Genomic DNA, 22,155 nt, shown 5'->3' on the forward strand with positions numbered 1-22,155 from the left:
GGCGGCGCCGATCACGGAGACGATCGGCGCCGCGAGCTTGCGGGCCCCGCCGTCCCGGTACCGGGCGGTGTAGTAGTCCTCACCATCCCGGGTGTCCTTGAAGAACGCCCGCATCAGGAAGGCCTGCTCCTTCTCGTCGAGGGCGTCGGTGAAGAATCCCATGGCGCGCAGGAAGTCCAGCGTGGCGCGCTTGGAGGTACGGTGCTCCGTCGGGAACATCCTGTGCAGCAGGTCGGCCAGCCTTCCCGGCAGGCGTGGCGCCGGGAAATGGCCTCCGATGAAGATCCGGACAAGGTCGACCCCCTCGGCCTCCAGCCGCTCGGCCAGCGCGACGGTCATCGCGCCCCCCATGCAGTGCCCGTAGAGGACGAGCGGGCCGGTGATCCGCTCCTTGATCTCTTCGACACAGCGGCTCACCAGCTCGTCCATCGGGAGCATCGGTTCGTCCGGCCGGTTGACGTCGTGGCCTGGAGGTTCCAGCGCGTACAGGGAGACGCCGGCCGGGACGGCGGCGGCGAGCGACCGGTAGGTGATGGCACCCGCGCCGGCGAACGGCAGGCAGACGAGCGTCAGGAGGGAGTCGTCCCCCTTGGGACGGGGTGGCGTCAGCTCGTGGAAGAGCCTCGTGCTCCCCCCTCCGGCGTGCTCGGCGAACGCGCGGACGGTCGGGTTCTTGAAAAGGTCCAGCACACCGGCGGAAAGGCCGCTGCCCCGAACCGCACGGACGGCTTTGAACGAGTCGCCGCCCAGGTCGAAGAAGTTGTCGTCGATCCCGAGACGTTCCATGCCCAGTACCTGCGCCCACTGCGTGGCCAGAGTCATCTCCAGCGGGGTCCTCGGCGCGACGTAGCCGCTCTCGTCGAAGGAGCGGGTACGGTCGGGAGCGGGCAGGGCCAGCCGGTCCACCTTGCCGTTCGGGGTGAGCGGGAAGTCCTCCATCGTCACGAACGCCGTGGGCACCATGTAGTCGGGCAGGTCCCTGCGCAGGTGGGCCCGCCATTCACCGGCCTCGACCGGGTCCTGGCCGGGGTGCGGCCGGAGATAGGCGACGATCTCCTTGGCATCGCCGTCCTCGCGGACGACCACCACCGCGTCGCGCACCGTGGGGTGTGCCAGCAGGTGGGTTTCGATCTCGCCCAGCTCGATGCGAAAGCCGCGCACCTTCACCTGCGCGTCATTGCGCCCGAGGAACTCGACGGTGCCGTCCGGACGGAATCGGGCGAGGTCCCCGGTGCGGTAGAGCCGCGCCCCCGGAACAGGCCCGTAGGGATCGGGCACGAACCGGTCGGCGGTGATGTCGGGCTGTCCGAGATAGCCCCGGGTCACTCCCAGCCCGCCGATGTGAAGCTCGCCGACGGCGCCGGCGGGAAGGAGCCGCATCTCGCGGTCGAGCACGTAGACCTGCGTGTTCCCGATCGGGTGGCCGATCGTGATGGGGCCGCCGTCCTCGCCGACCCGCGCCATGGTCGACCAGATCGTCGTTTCCGTCGGGCCGTACATGTTCCACAGCTCGCCGGTCCGGTCGAGCAGGTCGGCGGCCAGCGCGGCGGGCAGCGCCTCCCCTCCGGCCAGGGCCTTGAGCCCGGGCGCCCCCTGCCACCCCGACGACACCAGCAGGTGCCAGGTGGCGGGCGTGGCCTGCAGGAACGTCGCGTTCTCCGCGGTCATCAGGGCGGCCAGAAGCGTCGCGTCATATGCCTCGTCGCGGCTCGCGATCACCACCCGGGCACCGGCGCAGAGCGGGAGGAACATTTCCAGGACCGAGATGTCGAAGGCGAAGGTCGTCACGGCCACGAGCGTGTCCGACGGTTTCAGCCCCGGCTCGCGCCCCATGGAGTGCAGGAAGTTGACAACGGTCGAGTGCGGGACGGCCACGCCCTTGGGGCGGCCGGTCGATCCCGAGGTGTAGAGGACGTAGGCGAGGCTTGAGGCGGGAGCCGGCACCTCGGGTCTGTCGGCGCTCTCCAGCTCGGTGTCGGCGTCCAGAAGGACCGTCTGCCCGCCGTACCCGTCGTAGTCGCCCAGGAGTCCCTCCTGGGCGATCAGGACCGCGGCCCCGGAGTGCTCCAGGATGTACGTCCGACGGTCGCGCGGATACATCGGGTCGAGCGGTACATAGGCCCCGCCGGCCTTGAGCACGGCCAGCAGCGCCACCATCATCGTCTGCGAGCGTTCGACGGCCACCCCCACCAGCACGTCGGGGCCGACGCCGAGCGAGCGGAGACGGTGGGCCAGCCGGTTCGCCCGCCGGTCGAGCTGACGGTAGGTCAGCGAGAGCCCGTCGTAGGTGACCGCGACCGCCTCGGGGGTACGGTCGGCCTGCCGCTCGACCAGTTCGTGGATACGGCGGGCGGGCACCTGGTCGTCCGCCGAGGCGTTCCACTCGACGAGTTGTTCGTGACGTTCGGCGGGGGTCAGGAACTCGACGTCGGCGAGCCGGATCGAGGGATCCGCGACGAACGCCTCCAGCAGGGTCTCGAAGTGGCCGAGCATGCGCTCGACGGTGCGCTCCTCGAAGAGGTCGGTGTTGTACTCCAGGCGGCAGTCGAGCCCGCCGTTCACCTCGTAGACATAGAGCGCCAGGTCGACCTGGGCGGCTCTCGCGTCGACGGGCAGTCTGCGGACCCGCAGCCCGTCCAACCGCAGCTCGTCCGGGGGCAGATTCATCAGGTTGAACATGACCTGGAAGAGGGGGTTCCTGCTGGGGTCCCTGGGCAGGTTGAGCGCGTCGACCAGCCGCTCGAACGGGACGTCCTGGCGCGCGTACGCGTTCAGGGCCGTCTCACGGACCTGGGGAAGGAGGTCGCCAAAAGCCATCCGGCCGTCGAGCCGGGTGCGCAGTACGAGGGTGTTCAGGAAACACCCGATCAGTTCCTCCTGCTCGGACCGGGTGCGCCCGGCCACCGGCGAGCCGACACAGATGTCGGACTGCCCCGTGTAGCGGTGCAGGAGTGTCTGCAGCGCGCCGAGCAGCGTCATGTAGAGGGTCAGCCCGTGCTCCCTGCTGAGCCCGCGCAGCCGGTCCGCCAGATCCACGGAAAGCAGCCGGGCGGAGACCGCGCCGTCGAAGGTCTGCAGCGGCGGCCGGGGTTTGTCCGTCGGCAGTTCCAGGGCCGGCGGCGCGTCCGCCAGCTGCCGCCTCCAGTAGGCGAGATCGGGTTCCAGGACCTCCTGTAGCCGTTCACGCTGCCACAGCGTGTAGTCGCCGTAGCTCAGAGGCAGGTCACCCAGCGGCGACTCGCGGTTCGCGGCGAACGCGTTGTAGAGGACGCCCAGCTCCCTGGCGATGATCCCGAGCGACCACCCGTCGGAGACGATGTGGTGCATGGACAGGGACAGGGCGTGGTGCGTCCGTCCCACCCGCAGCAGGGCGGCCTGGAACACGGGCCCCTCGACCAGGTCGAACCGGGTCCGCGCCAGCTCGGACGCGGCCTGTTCGGCGGCCGTCACATCGGGAACCTCGATCACCGGCAGCTCGACCGGGCCGGGCGCGGTGACCATCTGGACCGGTTCCCCGTCGGGCGCGGGGAAGGTCGTACGAAGCGTCTCGTGCCGGTGGACGATCTCCTGTACGGCGGCGCGCAGGGCGCGCTCGTCCAGCTCGCCCTCCAGCTCCAGCGTCATGGCGATCGTGTACGCGCTCTGGTCGGGGTGCATCTGGTCCATGAACCAGATGCGCCGCTGCGCGAAGGAGAGCGGTAGGGGGCCGTCGTCCGGTTCCCCCGGCGCTTCCACCGGAGCCTTGCCCAGAGGTTCCCCGGAGGCGCCCTCGGGACGCTCACCGGTGACGGTCCCGGACTGCGGGAGCGCCGCGGCCAGACGGGCCACGGTGGGGTGCTCGAACACGGCCTCGATCGGGACCTCCGCACCGAGGACCGAGCGGAGTCTGGCCACGAGCTGGGTGGCCAGCAGCGAGTGACCGCCCAATTCGAAGAAGTCGTCGTGGTCTCCGATGGGAGTGATGCCGAGGACTTCCTCCCACACCGCGGCGATGCGTGCCCGCGTCGCGTCACCGGGTGCGAGTTCCGGCGAGGAGAGGGGGGAGTCGGGGGAAGGGCCGTCGACGGCCTCCTCCGCCGGCTGGGCGGGCATGCCCCGCCCCTGGACCCAGTGCCTTTTCCGCTCGAACGGGTAGGTGGGCAGGGGCACCCGCGGCCCGCCCTCGGGAAAGCGGGCCCAGTCGACCGGCACGCCGGCGAGCCAGAGCCGGCCCACCCCGTCGAGCACGTGGGCGAGGTCGTCCGTGTCGTCGGCCGGGTGCCGCATCAGCGTGACGACGGCGTTCGCCGGGGTCTCCGGTCCGCCCTCCTCCCGCCGGTCCGGCCGGCCGCCGTCCTTGTTCCGCAGGAACGTGGCGAGCGTACGGCCGGGTCCCACCTCGGCGACGGCGTGGCCCTCCTCCAGGAGGATCCGGGCGCAGTCGCCGAACCGCACGGTCTCCCGCAGGTGCCGTGCCCAGAAGGCCGGGTCGGTCGCCTCCTCGGCGGTGACCCACGAGCCGGTGACGTTCGACAGGTAGGGGAGCCGGGGCGGCTGGAGGGACGCCCGGCCCACCTCGGCGGCGAAGGCGTCCAGGGCGGGGTCCAGCATCGAGGAGTGGAACGCGTGGGAGGTCCGCAGCCGCCGGCAGGTGACGCCGCGCCGCAGCAGCCGCTCCTCGAGCGCGGCGACGGCCGGATGTGGGCCCGCCACCACGCAGAGCGCGGGCCCGTTGACCGCGGCCAGCGACAGCTCCTCGTCCAGCAGCCAGCGCACCTCCGTCTCGGGCAGGGGCACGGCGAGCATGGCTCCCGAGGGAAGGTCCTGGACCAGGCGGCCCCTCGCGCTGACCAGTCTCAGCGCGTCCTCGACGGAGAAGACCCCGGCCAGGCAGGCAGCGACGTACTCGCCGACGCTGTGTCCCGCCATGGCGTCGGGCCGCACCCCCCACTCCATCAGATGGCGGGCGAGGGCGTACTCGGTGACGAACAGGGCGGGCTGGGTCAGCCAGGTCTGCTGCAGCGTCGAGCCGTCACCGGCGTAGAGGACGTCGCGCAGGTCCAGGCCGAGGTGCGGACGCAGGAACTCCGAGCAGAGGTCGACGGTCGCGCGGAACACGCCCTCCCGCCGGTACAGGCCCGCGCCCATGGCCGGGTACTGGGATCCCTGCCCCGGGAAGACGAATGCCACGCCACGCGTCCGCCGGGCCGTTCCCGAACGGAGCCGCTGCGGGTCCTTCGCGGTCAGGATCTCGACGGCGGCCTTGCGGTCGGCGGAGACGAGCGTCCGCCGGTGGTCCAGCTCGCGCCGTCCCAGCCGCAGCGTCGTGGCCGCGCTCGCGAGGCTCACCTCGGGGTGGTCGCGCAGGTGGTCGCCGAGCCGCTCGGTCACGGCGTCGAGAGCGGAGGGCGTCCCGGCGGACAGGACGAGGAGCTCCGGGTCGCCGGCGGTGTCCCTGGACGGGATCCGCGGCGCCTCCTCAAGGATGACGTGGGCGTTCGTGCCGCCCATTCCGAACGAGCTGACCGCGGCCCGGCGGGGGCCGTCACCGGTGGGCCAGGCACGCGATTCGGTGTTGACGTAGAAGCGCGTGCCGTCGAAGTCGATCCTGGGGTTGGGCGCGCTGAAGTTGAGGCTCGCGGGCAGTGTGCCGTCCTTGAGCGCCATGACCGTCTTGATCAGTCCCGCGACGCCGGCGGCCGCGTCGGTGTGGCCGATGTTGGACTTCACCGAGCCGAGGGCGCAGGACCGCGAGGTCTCCTCGCGCCCGTAGACCTGGGCCAGTGCGGCGACCTCGATCGGGTCGCCGAGCGGCGTCGCCGTGCCGTGCGTCTCGATGTAGTCGATCGTGCCCGGGGAGACGCCGGCCACGGCCAGCGCCCGCTCGATCACCTCCGCCTGCCCGTCGACGGCGGGGGCCACATAGCCCACCTTGCGCGCGCCGTCGTTGTTCACCGCGGAGCCGCGGATGACCGCGTGGATGACGTCGCCGTCGGCGATCGCGTCCTCAAGCCGCTTGAGCGCCACCACCCCGACGCCGCTGGAGCCCAACGTGCCCTGCGCGTCCACGTCGAACGGACGGCAGTGGCCGTCCGGGGACTCGATGCCGCCCACCTGGTAGAGGTACCCGCGGCGCTGCGCCGCTTCGACCCTCGCCCCGCCGGCCAGCGCGATGTCGCACTCGCCCGACAGCAGGCTCGCTCCCGCGAGGTGGATCGCCACCAGCGAGGTCGAGCAGGCCGTGTTCACACTGATGCTCGGACCGCGCAGGTTGAACTTGTAGGAGACACGGGTGGGCAGGAAGTCCTTGTCGGTGCTGAGCATCAGCTGATACTCACCGACCGCGCGGACGATCTCGGGAGCGTGCAGGAGGTTGTCGGTCAGGTAGGTGCTCCGCCCGGACCCGGCGAACACCCCGATCTGCCCGGAATACCGGTGCGGGTCGTAGCCCGCGTACTCCAGCGCCTCCCAGGAGCATTCCAGGAACAGGCGGTGCTGCGGGTCGAGGATCTCCGCCTCGCGGGGGGTGAAGTCGAAGAACCCCGCGTCGAACCGGTCGATGTCGGCGAGTACGGTGCCGGCCTTGACGTAGGCGGGGTCGCCGAGCAGGGCGGGATCGCCTCCGTCGGAGAGGATCTCCTCGTCGGAGAAGGACCGGACTGCCTCCACTCCCTCGTCGATGTTCCTCCAGAACTCCTCCGGCGTACGGGCGCCGGGGAAACGGCAGGCCATCCCGATGACGGCGATGGCGCCGCCGGAGGGCACGGCGGCCTTCACCGCCACAGCGGCCCTGGCGGGTTCCCCCGCGACGAGGAAGTCGGCCAGCGAGCGGATCGTGGGATGGCGGAACAGGTCGGTGACGGTGATCCGGTCGCCGAACAGCTCCACCAGCTTCCCGTGGACGGCGAGCAGCAGCAGTGAATGGCCGCCGGCCTCGAAGAAGTTGTCGTGCGCCCCGATGTCGTCCCGGCCGAGCAGCGTTCTCCACACGCCCGCGACGACCCCCTCCACATCGTTGTCGCGCGCGGGCTCGGGGACCGGCCCAGCGGACGGGGCGGGCAGCGCGGCCCTGTCGACCTTGCCGTTCGCCGTCAGCGGCAGCGCGTCCAGGACGACGAACGCGGAGGGGACCATGTAGTCGGGCAGTTCGGCTCTGAGCGCCTCGCGCAGCGCGCCGGCACCGCCCTGGTCACCGTCACCGTCACCGTCGCCGGACTTCACGACGTAGGCGACGAGGCGTCTGTCGCCGGGGGTGTCCTCCCTGAGTGTCACCGCCACGTCGGCGACGGCCGGCAGGCGCGTCATCACGGCCTCGATCTCGCCCAGCTCGACGCGGAACCCGCGCAGCTTCACCTGGGTGTCCTGCCGGCCGAGATATTCCAGGTTGCCGTCGGCGCGGTAGCGGACGATGTCCCCCGTCCGGTACATGCGCTCGCCGCCCGACGCCGAGAACGGGTCGGGCAGGAACCGCTCGGCGGTCAGCCCCGGGCGGTTCAGGTAGCCGCGGGCGACGCCCGCCCCGCCAACGTGGAGTTCACCGGCCACCCCGACGGGGACCGGGTTCAGCAGGGGGTCGAGGACGTACAGCCTGGTGTTGGCGATGGGACGGCCGATCGGGACCGCCCCGGTGGCCGGCGTCTGCTCCCAGACCTCGTAGGTGGCGCATCCGACCACGGTCTCCGTCGGACCGTACTCGTTGATCAGGCGGGTGTCCGGAGCGTGCCGGCGCCAGAACGCGATGTTCTCGGCGAGCAGGCTCTCCCCGCCGATCACGAAACTCCTGGTCCTCCCCGCGGCCTCGGGTGGCGGGAGCTGGTGTGCCACGACCTCCAGGTGAGCAGGGGTGATCTTCGTGAGGCCGTACGGCGCCCGCCTGGCCAGGAGCGCCTCGCCGAGCCCCTCGGCCCCCACGCCCTCGGGCAGCAGGTGTACCGTGCCACCGGCGAGCAGCGGCACCAACATGCTCGTGACGGTCAGGTCGAACCCGACGGAGGAGTGGACCGGCGCGCCGCCGACGGGGACGTACTCATCGCGGGCCCAGACCGCGTAGTTGGCGATGCCGCGATGCGTGACCATCACGCCCTTGGGCCGTCCGGTCGAACCGGAGGTGTAGATGACGTAGGCCAGGTCGTCGTGGCCGGTCCCGCTCTCCCGCAACGGGGGCGCCCCGGAGCCGTCGAGCGTCTCCACCTCGACCACCCGGGCCGACGAGCCGGCGAACCGGTCGGCGAGCCGCCCCGAGGTCAGCAGCAGAGCCGCCTGCGTGTCGTCGAGTACGAAGGCCAGCCGGTCCCTCGGCTGTGCGGGGTCGAGCGGTACGTACGCCCCGCCCGCCTTGAGCACGGCGAGGAAGGCGACGGCGAACTCGACGGAGCGTTCCAGGCAGATTCCGACCAGGCTGCCGCGGCCGACTCCCAGCTCCTGGAGAGCCCGCGCCCACTCGTCGGAGGCGGCGTCGAGCTCCCGGTAGGTCAGCTCCCCGCCTTCGTCCACGACGGCCACGGCGTCCGGGACGGACCGGGCGCGCAGGGTGAACATCTGGTGGACGAGGTTCTCACCGATCGGCTGGTCGGTCTGGTTCCACCCGACGAGAATCCGCTCGCGTTCCACGGGCGACAGGATCGGCAGTTCCCAGACCGGCGTCGTCGCGTCGGCCACGGCGGCGGCCAGGAGTGTGCCGAAGTGACGGCTGAGACGGCGGACGGAGACCTCGTCGAACAGGTCGGTGCTGTACTCGACGAACCCCTCGATACCGTCCTCGCCGTCCCGCACGGCGAGTGTCAGATCGAACTTCGACGTCTCGCAGGGCACCTGGACCGGAGTGACGGTCAGCTCCTCCAGGTCCGGCCGGGACTCGGCTCCCTGCTGGTAGATGAACATCATCTGGAAGAGCGGGCTGCGGCTGAGGTGACGTTCCGGGCGCAGCGCCTCGACCAGCTTCTCGAAGGGCAGGCCCTGGTTGGCGTGCGCGTCCAGCATCGCCTCGCGCACGCGCGCCACGACCGCCGCGAAGGAGGGGTTCCCGGAGACGTCCGTGCGGATCACGACGGTGTTGGTGAGGAACCCGATGAGACCTTCCAGTTCCGCGCGGTCGCGGTTGGCGATCGGGGTACCGACGACGATGTCGGTGTGCCCGGTGTAGCGGGCCAGCAGGATCTGGAAGGCGGCCAGCAGCACCATGGCCGGGGTGGCGCCCAGGCCGCGGCAGAAAGCGTGGAACTCCTCCACCGATCCTTCGACGCGGAACGGCAGCGACCTGCCCTCGAACGACTGGGCCGGCGGGCGCGGCCGGTCGGGGAGGAGTTCAAGCACCTGGGGGGCGCCTTCGAGGGCCCGCCGCCAGTAGGAGAGCTGGGCGTCGTACTCGGGACCCGCCGGCCACTCCCGCTGCCAGACCGCGAAGTCCGGGTACTGGATGACCGGCTCGGGCAGTTCCACCGGCCGACGGGCGCGGTGAGCCGTGTACAGCTCACCCAGCTCGCGGTTGAACACCTCAAGCGACCATTCGTCGGCGACGGCGTGGTGGAAGGTCAGCAGTAGGACGTGCTCCTCGGGACCGCGCCGCAGCAGCCTCCCGCGCAGCAGGGGCCCGCGGCCGAGGTCCATCGGCTCCACGGCCAGTGTCGCCAGCCGCGACCGCAGCTCGTCCTCGCCGTCGCAGTCGACGACGGGCAGGTCCAGGCGCAGGTCCGCCGCGATGAGCTGCACCGGCTCGGCACCGTCCATGGCGAAGGTCGTCCGCAGGCTCTCGTGCCGAGCGACCAGCTCGTTCAGCGCCTTGACCAGCGCCTCGTGGTCGAGCGGCCCCTGAAGCCGGTAGGCGACGGGCACCAGGTACAGGTTCGTGTCCGGCAGCATCCGGTCCAGGTACCAGAGCCGTTGCTGGGAGAACGACATCGGCGCCCGGTCCGACGGCTCGCGTCGGGGGATGCCGCCGGCGCGGGCCGGTAGCCGCCGCTTCCTTCTCAGCGCCTCCAGCAGCTCACGCCGGCGAGGCGACCACTGATCCCCGTTCACCTGGTGTCCTCGATCTCTCGCAGAAGTACTTCCATGTCGTTGTCGGAGGAGGTCGCGACCATTAGGAACAGCTCTGCCGCCTCCTCCAGGGCGGGGCCGTGCTCGGCGAGCAGCGTCCTCGCCAGCGTCGCGACAGTGGGTTCCTCGAACAGGACCTTCAGCGGGATGTCGACCTCCAGCGCCTCCCGAAGGGCTGCGGCCGCGCGCATGGCGAGGAGGGAGTGACCGCCCAGTGTGAAGAAGTCGTCATGGAGCCCCACCTCCCCCGCCCCGAGGAACTCGCCCCAGGTCGTGGCGATGACCCTCTCCAGTGCCGTTGTCGGGGCGATGAACGCCTCGCCCTCCGGTACGGGCGCGGGGAGCGCGCGGCGGTCCACCTGGTTGGAGGGCGTCCTCTCCGCCTGCTCCTCGACCAGTGTGTTCAGGCAGGCGTCGACAGGCTCCGGACGAGGGCCGCTCAGCGGCTCGGTCCCTGCCGCCGGCGGCAGCTCGGAGATCCGGCGGAGCGGGTTCTCCGCGACCCCCCACAACACCTTCTCGTAGTGCGCGAGAAACAGCTCCATCGTCTCGGTGTCGAACAGGTCGGTGTTGTACTCGGCGATCAGGACGGGACCGTCCGGCAGGAAGTCGACGAACGTCAGAAGGTCGAACTTGGCGCAGCCGTTGTCGATCTCCCCGTTCGTCGCGACGCGGATTCCGGCGGCGTGCGCGGCGGGCACCTCCTGCTGCATCACGAACAGGACCTGGACGAGCGGGTTGTGGACGGCTCCCCCGCCGAGGCCGAGGCTCTCGACGATCCGCTCGAAGGGGACGTCGGCGTTGGCCGACACGTCGAGAGCCGTCCGCCGCACCTCGCGGAGCAGGTCGGCGAACAGGGGGTCCCCCGGCAGATCGACCCTTAGGGGAAGGGTGTTCGTGAAGAAGCCGACCAGCTGTTCCGCCGCCGGGTGGTCACGTCCCGCGACGGGCACCCCCACCACGATGTCCTCCTGGCCCGTGTAGCGGCGGAGCAGCACCTGGAAGGCGGCGAACATCACCATGAACAGGCTGGCCCGCGCCTGCACGCCCACCGACTCCAGGGTGGAGACGAGCCCGGCGGGCAACGAACGGCGAAGCTTCGCGCCGCGATGACTCCTGGCCAGGGAGCGAGGGCGGTCGTAGGGAAGTGCCAGGGATTCGGGCAGTCGCTCCAGGCGCCTGCCCCAGAACACCAGCTGCTCCTCGGCGACGCTCTGGAGCCGCCCCGCCGACCAGGCGGTGAGGTCGGCGTAGCGGGCGGTGAGCGTGGGCAGTGCCGGGGGACGCCCGGTGACGAACGCCTCGTACAGCTCGCCCAGCTCGGCGAGGAAGACGTTCGTCGACCAGCCGTCGAACGCGATGTGGTGCACGGTCAGCAGGAGCTCGTGACGGTCGTCGGCGAGCCGCAGGAGCAGCCCCCGCAGCAGCGAGCCGGTACGGAGGTCGAAGGGGGCCCGAGCGTCGGCGTCGACGAGTTCGGCGCGCCTCTCCCCCGGGAGCCCGCGCAGGTCGGCGGTGACGAAGGGAACGGGCCGCCAGGTGGCCGCGTGCTGGACGGGCAGGCCCGCCCGCTCGTCATAGCGGGTGCGCAGGGGCTCGTGCCGCTTGACGATCTCGTTCACCGCGCGTTCGAGCGCGGCGGCGTCCAGGTCGCCGTCGATCGTGTAGGAGATCGGCACGTTGTAGAGAGCGCTGTCGGGAACCAGGCGGTCGATGAACCACAGCCGCTGTTGTGCGGGCGAGAGTGGCGACCACTCGTTCACCGAGCCGAGGACGAGAGGCCGCGACACTTCCTGCACGTCGCCGTCGATCTCTCGGGCGACGGCCGCGACGGTGGGATGCTCGAAGAAGATCCTCGACTGGACCGGCCTGCGCAGGGCGTCCTCCAGTTGCACGGCCATCCGCATCGCGGCGAGCGAATGACCTCCCAATGCGAAGAAGTCGTCGTGGACGCCGACCCGCTCCAGGTTGAGGACGCGCCGCCACGCCTTGGCGACGGCCGCTTCGGTGGGTGTCCGAGGTGATGCCGAGTCACGGACCGCGTCGGCGCCTCGGACCGAGGGCAGTGCACGGCGGTCGACCTTCCCGTTGAGGGTGAGTGGCATCTCCGTGAGCGGGACGAAGCGCGCGGGAACCATGTACTCGGGGAGCTTGGCACCGAGAAACGCCCGCAACTCCTCGACCGCCCCACCGCTCATGACGACATAGGCGACGAGCCGGTCCTGCTGGAGGAGCACCGTGGCGGACTGCACGTGGGGGTGCCGGCTGAGCACCACCTCGATCTCGCCAAGCTCGATCCGGTAACCCCGGAGTTTCACCTGGTGGTCGGCACGGCCGATGAAATCAAGCTGGCCGTCGGGCCTGGTCCTGGCGAAGTCGCCCGTTTTGTAGAGCCGCGCGCCCGCTGATCCACCGAACGGGTCCGGGACGAAAGCCTCAGCCGTCAGCTCGGGACGCCCCAGGTAGCCTCTGGCCACTCCGGCTCCGCCGATGTAGACCTCGCCGGCCTCGCCGGGCGGCACCGGTTCGAGGTGCTCGTCGAGCAGGTAGACGTCCACGTTGCCGATGGCCTTGCCGATCGAGGGCGCGCCTATCGAAGGCGCGCCGGTGTCCTCGGCGTGGCCGGGCACCTCGGCGACGGTGGTGATGACTGAGCATTCCGTGGGCCCGTAGACGTTCACCAGGCGGAAGGGAAGCCCCGGGGGCGGGTGGCGGGTGAGGCGGTCCCCGCCGGTGAACATGATCCGGAGCTTCGTCGCAGGCGGCCAGTCGAGGTCGACGAGGGCTTCGACGACGGGCGTAGGGAAGAAGCACGCGGTGATCTCCTGTGCCACGACCCAGTCGCGCAGGGCGGTGAGAGAACCCCGGGTGTCCGCGTCCGGTATCGCGATGCTCGCCCCCGCCGTCAGGTAGGTCCAGATCTCCCAGACGCTGATGTCGAAGGCAGGGCCGGCGATGAGCGCGGTCCGGTCCTCCGCCGTGGTGCCGAACTCCTCGTGGTGCCATCGCACCAGGTTGAGCAGCCCGCCGTGCGGTACCAGGACCCCTTTCGGGCGCCCGGTCGAGCCGGACGTGTAAATGGTGTAGGCAAGCCTGTCGAGGTCCCCGCCTTCGAGGTCCCCGCCTTCGAGGTCCCCGCCTTCGAAGTCCCCGCCTTCGAAGTCCTCGCCTTCGAGGTCCTCGACGACGATCAGGGGAGGAACGTCGGGGTGCGTCAGTCGCGCCGACCACTCCCTGCCGGTCACCACGGCGGTGACCCGGGCGTCCTCCAGCATGGTGTGCAGGCGCTCGGCCGGAGCCGACGGATCGAGTGGCACGAAGGCGGAGCCCGTCTTCAACACGGCGAGCTGGGCCGCGACGAGGACCGCGGAGCGATCCGCGAGAACGCCGACGATAGACTCGGAAACCTTCCCGATCCCGTTGATCCGATCCGCTATCCGGGTCGATAGGGCGTCCAGCGCCTGGTAGGTGCGAACTCCGTCCGACGTGATCAGCGCGATCGCCTGGGGTGTGGCTCGCACGCGCTCGCGAAACAGGTGCAGGACGGTCAGAGGGGACTGCGGTGCCATGTGATGCCGTTTCGTTAGGCAAACTCCTTAGTCGGAGTATGTGAACCCCTCTTGCGCCCAACTTGGCAACGGCTTAAGTGGCACTAGTTTTGGGGATGCCCAAAATGTCCAGGGGGCCGCTCCGATACTCCGCGCTCACCATGCCGTCCCCTCCGGCGGCGGCCGGGGCCGGTTCGCGACCGATGACACATCTCAGCCCATCGACCGGGTCACAGTCGGCCCGCCCCTGCGCTAGCCTCGCGTACGCTACGCACGTGCTGGTACGAAAGGCGCTCAAGTGATCAGCTGGTTCGAAGCCGTGGTCCTCGGACTGATTCAGGGACTGACGGAGTTTCTACCGATCTCCTCCAGCGCCCACATCCGGGTCGTCTCGGCGTTCTTCGGCTGGCAGGACCCCGGAGCCGCGTTCACCGCGGTCATCCAGCTCGGCACCGAGGCCGCGGTGCTGATCTACTTCCGCAAGGAGATCTGGGAGATCATCTCCACCTGGACGCGGTCCCTGTGGACACCCGACCTGCGCAGCCACCACTCCGCCCGGATGGGCTGGTACGTCATCGTGGGCACCATTCCGATCGTGGTGCTCGGCCTGCTCTTCAAGGACTCCATCGAGAGCGTCTTCCGCGACCTGCGCCTGATCGGCACGACCCTGATCGTCTTCGGGCTGGTGCTGTGGTTCGCAGACCACACCGCCCGCAACAAGCTCACCCTGGAGCGGCACCTCAGCTTCACCCATGCCCTGATCTACGGCTTCGCCCAGTCGCTCGCCCTGGTTCCCGGCGTCTCCCGCTCCGGCGGCACGATCAGCGCCGGGCTGCTGCTGGACTACCGCAGGGAGGAGGCCGCGAAGTACTCCTTCCTGCTGGCCATCCCGGCCGTGCTCGGCTCGGGCTTCCTGGAGCTGTTCAAGATCGGCGAAGGCAGCGCCCCCGACTGGGGGCCCACGATCCTGGCCACCGTGATCTCCTTCATCGTGGGCTACCTGGCCGTCTCGTGGTTCCTGAAGTACATCAGCACCCACCGTTTCACCAGCTTCGTGATCTACCGGATCGCCCTCGGCGTCCTCATCATCGCCCTGGTGAGCACCGGAGTCCTCGACCCGTCGGCCTAGAGACCCGGACAGGTCACTTCCCGGACCCGCCAGGACGCGGCTCTCGCATGCCGGCGATTCTGGCGACCGCCAACGAGGTCGTGATCTCGAGAAGGTCGCGCGGACGTGAGAGCTTCAGAGCGGTCAGGTCCTCGATTCGGTGCATACGCTGGAGCACGGTGTTCGGGTGGATGTGCAATTCCCTGGCCGCCGCCTTCCTGTCCATGTCGTGCTCCAAGAGGACGTGCAGGGTGGTCACCAGGTCGGTCGAGCGCTCGCGGTCGTAGTCGAGCACCGGTCCGAGCACCCTCCGGGCGAACTGGCGTAGCCCTTCGGTGTCGCTGACCTGGAGCAGCAGGTTGTCGACGGTCAGCTCGGCGAGATGGAGGATGGCCGGGTCCGACGACTCAGCGGCCAGTTCCAGTGCCCCTCGCGCCGTCCGAAAGGCGGTCCGAAGTCCCGGCAGGGTCGGCGTCGGAGCCGCCACGGCGGCGGTCACCTGTTTCACCGAGCGGGCTTTGCCGAGCGCGTCGGCCAGCCGCTCGGTCGCCTCGCGCGGCGTATCCGTCGTGCCGTCTCGCCATGCGATCTGGTCGGGCCAGAGCACGACGACCAGGCCCCGGTGCGCGGCGGCGAGCGGGAGCGGGTCCATACCCGCGAGGAGGCGGGTGGTGGTCGCGAGCGCGCGTTCAGCGGCCGGGAGTCCGGCGGCGCCGTCGATCTCGCGTACCGCGATGGCGCTGAGGGTGTGCGGGCCGGTGAGGTCGTGGCCCATGCGGCGTGCCCGTTCGATGACGGCGGCGACGTCGAGGGACTCGTCGGAGAGCAGGTCGGCGACCAGGGAGCCGCGCAGGCGTCCCTCGACGTCCGCGGCGGTGCGTTCCCGGAGCAGTTCGAGGGCCGCGACGACCGATGCGTGCTCGGTGGCACGGATGTCGAGTCCGGTAAAGAAGGCCAGCGGCCGACGGACCCAGATCCGTCCCACGACCTCGCCGTCGAGCAGGACCGCCGATACGACAAAGGTCTCGCCCTCCAGCATCGTTTCCACCAACGACCCGTCGGTGAGGTCCAGAGCCGCCGGTGGCGGTGCGTCGGTCTCAAGCGGTCGGCCGTCGCTACGTGCCAGTACCGATCCGTGGGCGTCGTCGGCGAGAACGTCGGAGCCGAGCAGGTCCGCGAGCGCGGTGACGACACCGCCGATTCCCTCGCCGCGCAGGGCGATCGCAGTGAGCTCGACGTGGATCTCCTCCGCGCGGCGAAGCATGGCGTGCTGCTTGGAGAGGGAGCTGTTGAGCTCGCGCAGCTCGCCGATGGTCGCCCGCTCCCGGGCCTGCAGCTGGGCGGTCACCAGTGCGATGGCGACCTGGGTCGCGAGGGTGCCGACGAGCTCGCGTTCGGCGCCGTCGAAGTGGTGGGGCTGCCGGCGGTAGCAGTTCAAGGTGCCGACGACCGTGCCGGCGCGGCGCAGCGGCACGGACACCAGTGCTCGGTAGCCCTGTTCCTGGGCGACACCGCCCCATGGGCCGAACTGTGGTTCGAGGCCGATGTCCTCCAGGGCGACGATGTCGCCGGTGCGGAACGCCCGGCTGGTGGGTGCTTCGCCCTCCCGTCCGGCGCTGAGCAGAATCGGGCGTTCGGCGTTGACCAGGTCGACGTACTCGGGGGAGAGCCCGTGGTAGCCGCGGATGACGAGCGCGGTGCCCTCGGGGTTGGGCAGGAAGACGCCGCAGAAGTCGTAGCCCATGAGTGAGCACGCGGTCCGGGCCACCCGGTTCAGGAGGTCGCCGAGTGGCTCCTGGCGGCTGACGGCGGCGCCGATGTCGGCGATCCCGGCCAGCCAGCGCCGCAGTTCATCATGATCTGGTCCCACGATCGAGGCGCCTCCCTCGTGTTCGAACTCACACTATAAAGCCCGCAGGTGTGAACGCTGGAACATTGAGGAGGTGGCTTCCGCTGGAGCATGGTTGTTCTGGCCGGTGACCGCCGTCACATGGCGCCACGACAGCAGAGTAGGGAAGCCGTGCGGTTGAACAGATACAGAACCCGAGCACTGGCAGCTCTCCTGATGGCCGGCGTCATGTTCGTTTCGACGGCCTGCGGTGCGGGTCTGGGCGGTCCCGCCTCCTCCCGGGCGGCACGCGATGGTGTCATCCGGTTCACCTTCGCCCCCGACCCGATCTGGGACTACCTGCACGACGAGGGGATCATCGAGGACTTCGAGAAGGAGACCGGCATCTCCCTCGAAACCTCGGCGACCTGGGACGAGTTCGGGCTCTTCGCCGGCGGCCACGCCGACATCATCTCCTCGGCCTCCTTCGAAGTGCCGGGACTTGAGGCGGAGACCGAGCAGGACACGGTGATCATTGGGCGCTACAACTCCGAGCGGAGCCGGCTGTTGGTACGCGCCGACGACCCGGCAGAGTCCCTCGTAGACCTCAAGGGCAAGCGGCTCGGCGTGTTCACCTCGGTCTCCGGGACCCTGGTGTGGCACGCGCTGATGAAGAAGATGCATGGGCTCACCATCGCCGGCGAGAAGTCCGACTTCAAGATCGTCGTCGCCGACATCCAGAACCTCTCCAACCTGCTCGCCCGCGGCGAGATCGATGCCTGCATCTGTTATCCCGACCTCTCCGCACGCGAGCTGCGCGAAGGCGGCGTCCGCGCGTTGTACGACGGCAAGTCGTCCGCCGAGCTGTTCGCCGGCCTGGAGGCCCCCGGCCACGACGGTCCCATGGGCAACGTGTTCGTCGCCCGCAAGGACTGGGTCGAGGAGCACCCCCGGGAGGTCGAAGCCTTCTTGGACCTGTGGTCGCGCGGTCTCAAGGAGTGGCGCGCGCACCGCGACGAGATCATCGAGCGCTACCCGCAGCACTTCGCCGTCGAGTCCCCCCGTTACGTGGAGTTCATGAAGAGCTACGTGGCCGAACACGACTGGGTGGTCCAGGACATCCGTTTCGACAGGCAGTGGGCCGACGACGAGAGCAAGATCTTCGACCTCATGCGCGAGACCGGTGTCATCGAGGGCGACGTGCAAAACCCGAAATTCCTCCCCACGGCAGGAGACCGCCGGTGACTTCGCCGACCGCCACCACCGAACCGCCCATCACCCGGCCTGGCCAGAGCTCGCTGAACGCGCGGATCCGCGGCCGGCGTCCACGACCCGACGGAGCCGGAGGCTCCTCGCGGTGGCTCGTCTCGCTGGTCGCGCTGCTGGGGGCACTCGCCACCTGGGCCGTGGTCGCGTGGATCACCGATGACAACATCCTCCCCACCCCGTTCAAGGTCTTCGGACGCGTCGCCGACTTCATCGTGTCCGGTGAGGCGTTCAGCAACTTCGCCGCGAGCATCGTGAAGATCGGGATCGGCTTCGCGCTGGCGCTGGCCGTCGGTCTGCCGATCGGGTTTGTCATGGGCCGCAGCCGGTTCATGTCGACATACTTCTCGATGCCGCTGTTCGTGCTCGGCAACGTCCCCGGCCTCGCCTACGCCGTCTTCGGGCTGGTCATCTTCGGCGTGGGCGCCACCGGGCCGATCGTGGTGTCGGCCCTGGTGGCCGTCCCGTTCATCGCGATCAACGTCGCCGAGGGCGTCCGTTCGGTCGACGGCGGGCTGCTCCGCATGTGCCGGGCCTTCGACCGGCGGCCCGTCGACGTGGTGCGCCACGTCTACCTGCCCGCCATCACGGCCTTCGTGTTCGCGGGCGTCCGCTACGCCTTCGCCATGGCCTGGAAGGTCGAGGCCCTCACCGAGGTCTTCGGCGCCAACAACGGAGTCGGCTTCATGATCCGGCGCGCCTACCAGGAGTTCAAGGTCGCCGACATGCTCGCCTGGACCATGTTGTTCGTCATCGCGATGGTGCTGATCGAGCGCGGCCTTGCCCGGGTCGAGACCCGGGTGTTCGCCTGGAGGAAGGAACTCACATGACCACCGCAACCGCGCCGGAGGCGACACCGCGTCCCTTGCCGGCCGACCGGGCGGCATCCCTGTGGTCGCGGCGCGGACGCTCGGCGTCGTCCTCCGTGATCGCGCTCGCCACCTCGCTGCTCTCCATGCTCGCCGTCTGGCAACTCGCGGCCGAGTACGGACACCGCGTCCCCTCGATCGGCGAGACATTCGGCCGGCTGGTCGGCGAGGCGGCCGGCGGTCACCTGTCGGCCAACCTGGCCGTGAGCATGAACCGCTTCACCCTGGGCCTCGTCGCGGCGCTCATCGTCGGAACGGTCGTGGGCGTGCTGATGGGTCTGTCCCGGTTCGTCGAGTACGCCCTGGCCGACCTGACCATGGCCGCGCTCGCCGCCCCGGCGGTGATCTGGGCACTCCTGACCACGATGTGGTTCGGCTTCGGCTGGCTCACCCCGGTCACGACGGTCTTCCTCTCGGCCCTGCCCTTCGTCGTCGTGAACATCGCCAAGGCGGTCCGGGCCGTGCCCCCCGACCTCGTGCTCATGGCCCGCTCGTTCGGTGTCGGCCGACCCCAGGTCCTTCGTCACATCGTGGCTCCGGCGGTCGCCGGCTCGACGGTCGCGGCGGTGCGCTTTGCGATCATGAGCGCCTGGAACGGCCTGCTCCTTGCGGAGTGGTTCGGCTCGACCTCCGGCGTCGGCTGGCGCTCCCGCTACTGGTACGACGCCAACCAGCTCGACGGCTTCCTCGCCTGGGTCGTCATCTTCATCGTCTTCCTGGTCCTCGCCGACCAGATCATCCTCGGCCCGATCGAACGCTTCGTCACCCGCTGGCGCACCGCCTGAGCAGCGCATCCCTTCTCGAAAGGAAACTCATGGCCTCCATCGAAATCGACGGCCTGGTGAAGGAATACCAGAACCGTCAGGGCAGGCAGACGCGCGTGCTCGACGGGATCGACCTGTCCATCAGCGGCGAGACCTTCGTCTCCGTCGTCGGGCCCTCCGGCAGCGGCAAGACGACGCTGCTCAACATCGTCTCCGGAATCGAGAGCCTCAGCGGCGGCTCGGTCCGCCTACGCGCCGGTGACCACGACGCCAAGGTCGGCTACGTGTTCCAGGACCCGCGGCTGCTGCCCTGGCGCACCGTCACGCAGAACCTCAAGTTCGTCCAGCGCGACCGCTCCGGCTGGGAGCAGCGCGCCCAGCACTACCTCGACCTGGTCGGCCTCGGCCACCTCGGCGACCGCTACCCGGCCCAGCTCTCCGGTGGTCAGCAGCAACGGATCGGCATCGCCCGGGCCTTCTCCGTCGAGCCGGACATCCTGCTCATGGACGAGCCGTTCAGCCACCTCGACGCGATGACCTCACGCTCCCTGCGTGAACACCTGGAGCGCATCTGGCTCGAGTCACAGCGCACGGTCATGTTCGTCACCCACGACGTCACCGAAGCGGTCCAGCTCTCCGACCGGATCGTCGTCCTGGCGCCGGGCGGCCGGATCCACGAGACCATCGAGGTGGACCTCCCCCGTCCACGCCGCGCCTCCGACCCGGCCGTCGCCATGCTCCAGGCCGAGGTGCTCGCCCGCTTCGAGGCACTGGAGGCGGCGGCGTGACGACCCTCGACACCGGCCGATCCCGCGCCGCGGCCCCCGCGGTGCGGCGGGGCGTCATCGACGTCCACGCCCACTGGCTGCCCCAGGAGCTGTTCGACCTTCCGCCGGGCTCGCCGGTCCCGCCGCTGAACGCGCGAGGCGAAGAGCTGTACCTCGGCGACACCCCTTTGTCCATCGCGGCGTCGGCGATGAGCGACCCCGACCGGGTGCTCGCCGAGACCGACCGCGCCGGGCTGGGCGCCCGGGTGCTGTCCGCCCCGCCGTTCGCGTTCCCCGTGGTCCCGGACCCCGGAGTGGGCGAATACGTCGGTCGCTTCAACGAGGCCCTGACCCGCCTGTGCCGCGACAGCCACGGCCGGCTGCTCGGCCTGGGCCTGGTCTCCCTGCACGACCCGACCGCGGCCCGGACCGAGATGAAGGCGATCGCCGCGTCGGCGGTCGTCCGCGGCGTCGCGGTTCCCCCACTGGTCGGTGCCACCTCCTTCGACGAAGGCCCGCTTCACGAGGTCGCCCGCATCGCCGCTGAGCTGGACCTGGCCGTTCTGGTACACCCCATGCAGCTGCCGCGGCCGGAGTGGGGGTCGTACTACCTCGCCAATCTGATCGGGAACCCCACCGAGACGGCGACGGCCGTCGCCTCCTGTGTGCTCGGCGGAGTCACGGAGACGCTTCCGTCGCTGCGCATCTGCTTCGTTCACGGCGGAGGATGCGCGCCCGCGCTCCTGGGCCGGTGGCGACACGGCTGGGAGCAACGCGCGGACGTCGGCGCCGGCACCGGCCGAACGCCGCACGAGGGCTTCCGCGACCTGTGGTTCGACACGCTCACCCACGACGGACCGGCGCTGCGGCTGCTGCGCTCCAAGGCGGGCCCGGACCGACTGTTGTGCGGCAGCGACCACCCCTTCGACATGGGCGTGGACCGCCCACAGGACCTACCGGTCTCGGAAGGTATCGGCGCCGAGGCCATGGAGGCCGCCGCCCGCCGCTTCCTCGACCTGCCCGAGCTCGGGAGCGACGACAATGCATGAAACGAACGGCCACTCCCACTACTCCGGCCGGCGGGCACTGGTCGTCGGCGGCTCGATCGGCGGCCTCACGTCCGCGCTGCTGCTGCGTCGCCTGGGCTTCGACGTGACCGTCTTCGAGCGCACGCCGACCAGCCTGGACGGCCGGGGCGGGGGCATCGTGCTGCAGCCCGACACGCTGCGCTGGTTCGCCGAGTGCAGCGAGCAGCACCCCGAGCAGGTCAGCACCGCGACTCGGTACGTCCAGTACCTCGGCGCCGGCAACGAGGTACTGCACCGCGACCCCACGCCGTGGCGGTACACGTCCTGGGGCACGTTCTACCGGGCCCTGCTGGCCGACTTCGGCACTGAGCGGTACCACCTCGGGGAGTACGCCGCCGGCTTCGAGCAGGACGGCGACAGCGTCGAGGTCCGCTTCGCCTCCGGGCGCCGTGAGCGAGCGGAGCTCGTGGTGTTCGCGGACGGGATCGGTTCCGCGAGCCGCAGCCGGATCTCACCCGGCAGCGTCCTGGAGTACTCCGGCTACGTCGGCTGGCGCGGCACCGTGCAGGAGTCCGAGGTCTCGCCCGAGACCTTCGAGCTCCTGCACGACTCGATCAGCTTCAATGTGGTGCCGTACACCCACATCAACATCTACCCGATCCCCTCGAACGAGGGCGGGCTGACGGTGGGGAACCGACTGCTCAACTACGTCTGGTACCGCAACGTCGCCGAGGGCGCCGACCTTGAGGAGCTGATGACCGACAAACGCGGCTTCCTCGGCAAGGTGTCGGTGCACCCGGGCCAGGTGCAGGACCGGTTCGTCGAGGAGATGCGTGAGGTGGCCGAGACGGTGCTGGCGCCCGCCGCGGCCGAGGTGGTGCGCCGCGGGCATGAACTGCATCGGTCCCTGCGCGCCCGCGGAGGAGGGGCCGTTGTTGCGCCCGTGGGAGCTCTCCACCTGGC

At 70.1% G+C, this 22,155-nt stretch carries 10 protein-coding genes; 7 read left to right on the top strand and 3 right to left on the bottom strand.

Annotation, left to right across the window (positions count from 1 at the left end):
• Nucleotides 1-9,996: amino acid adenylation domain-containing protein (locus ABZ260_RS21235; protein ID WP_355620173.1), on the bottom strand; the 9,996-nt coding region annotated here is incomplete at its 3' end.
• Nucleotides 9,993-13,583 carry an amino acid adenylation domain-containing protein gene (locus ABZ260_RS21240; RefSeq protein ID WP_355620176.1) on the bottom strand — a complete coding sequence of 1,197 codons (3,591 nt, stop codon included), beginning with the start codon at nucleotides 13,581-13,583 and terminating at the stop codon, nucleotides 9,993-9,995. The genes ABZ260_RS21240 and ABZ260_RS21235, both read right to left, overlap by 4 nt.
• Before the next feature lie 277 nt (nucleotides 13,584-13,860).
• Here ABZ260_RS21240 and ABZ260_RS21245 point away from each other — a divergent pair, with 277 nt between their 5' ends.
• The gene (locus ABZ260_RS21245) at nucleotides 13,861-14,691 is read left to right on the top strand and encodes an undecaprenyl-diphosphate phosphatase (protein WP_355620179.1); all 831 of its coding nucleotides are present in this window, start codon (nucleotides 13,861-13,863) and stop codon (nucleotides 14,689-14,691) included.
• Nucleotides 14,692-14,704: 13 nt separating this feature from the next.
• Here ABZ260_RS21245 and ABZ260_RS21250 read toward each other — a convergent pair whose 3' ends face one another.
• Nucleotides 14,705-16,540 (bottom strand): GAF domain-containing protein, encoded by a 1,836-nt coding sequence (locus ABZ260_RS21250; protein ID WP_355620182.1) that lies wholly within the window; start codon nucleotides 16,538-16,540, stop codon nucleotides 14,705-14,707.
• A gap of 207 nt (nucleotides 16,541-16,747) precedes the next feature.
• Between ABZ260_RS21250 and ABZ260_RS21255 the strand changes: the two genes are divergently transcribed.
• The 6 genes from ABZ260_RS21255 to ABZ260_RS21280 all read left to right on the top strand — a co-directional run.
• Nucleotides 16,748-17,743, top strand: a complete 996-nt coding sequence (locus ABZ260_RS21255; protein ID WP_355620185.1) for an ABC transporter substrate-binding protein — start codon at nucleotides 16,748-16,750, stop codon at nucleotides 17,741-17,743.
• Entirely contained in the window at nucleotides 17,740-18,594 is an 855-nt protein-coding gene (locus tag ABZ260_RS21260) for an ABC transporter permease (protein ID WP_355620188.1), read from the top strand. Before ABZ260_RS21255 ends, ABZ260_RS21260 begins: the two co-directional genes overlap by 4 nt.
• The gene (locus ABZ260_RS21265) at nucleotides 18,591-19,418 is read left to right on the top strand and encodes an ABC transporter permease subunit (RefSeq protein ID WP_355620191.1); all 828 of its coding nucleotides are present in this window, start codon (nucleotides 18,591-18,593) and stop codon (nucleotides 19,416-19,418) included. The genes ABZ260_RS21260 and ABZ260_RS21265 overlap by 4 nt, the downstream gene beginning before the upstream one ends.
• A gap of 29 nt (nucleotides 19,419-19,447) precedes the next feature.
• On the top strand, nucleotides 19,448-20,185 hold the full coding sequence (locus ABZ260_RS21270; protein WP_355620195.1) for an ABC transporter ATP-binding protein: 738 nt from the start codon (nucleotides 19,448-19,450) through the stop codon (nucleotides 20,183-20,185).
• Nucleotides 20,182-21,213: an amidohydrolase family protein gene (locus tag ABZ260_RS21275; RefSeq protein ID WP_355620197.1), complete on the top strand. Its 1,032-nt coding sequence runs from the start codon at nucleotides 20,182-20,184 to the stop codon at nucleotides 21,211-21,213. The genes ABZ260_RS21270 and ABZ260_RS21275 overlap by 4 nt, the downstream gene beginning before the upstream one ends.
• Nucleotides 21,206-22,155: FAD-dependent monooxygenase (locus ABZ260_RS21280; RefSeq protein WP_355620200.1), on the top strand; the 950-nt coding region annotated here is incomplete at its 3' end. The genes ABZ260_RS21275 and ABZ260_RS21280, both read left to right, overlap by 8 nt.

Origin of the sequence: Streptosporangium sp. NPDC006013 (genome assembly GCF_040614275.1) — a bacterium.
Taxonomy (GTDB): Bacteria; Actinomycetota; Actinomycetes; order Streptosporangiales; family Streptosporangiaceae; genus Streptosporangium.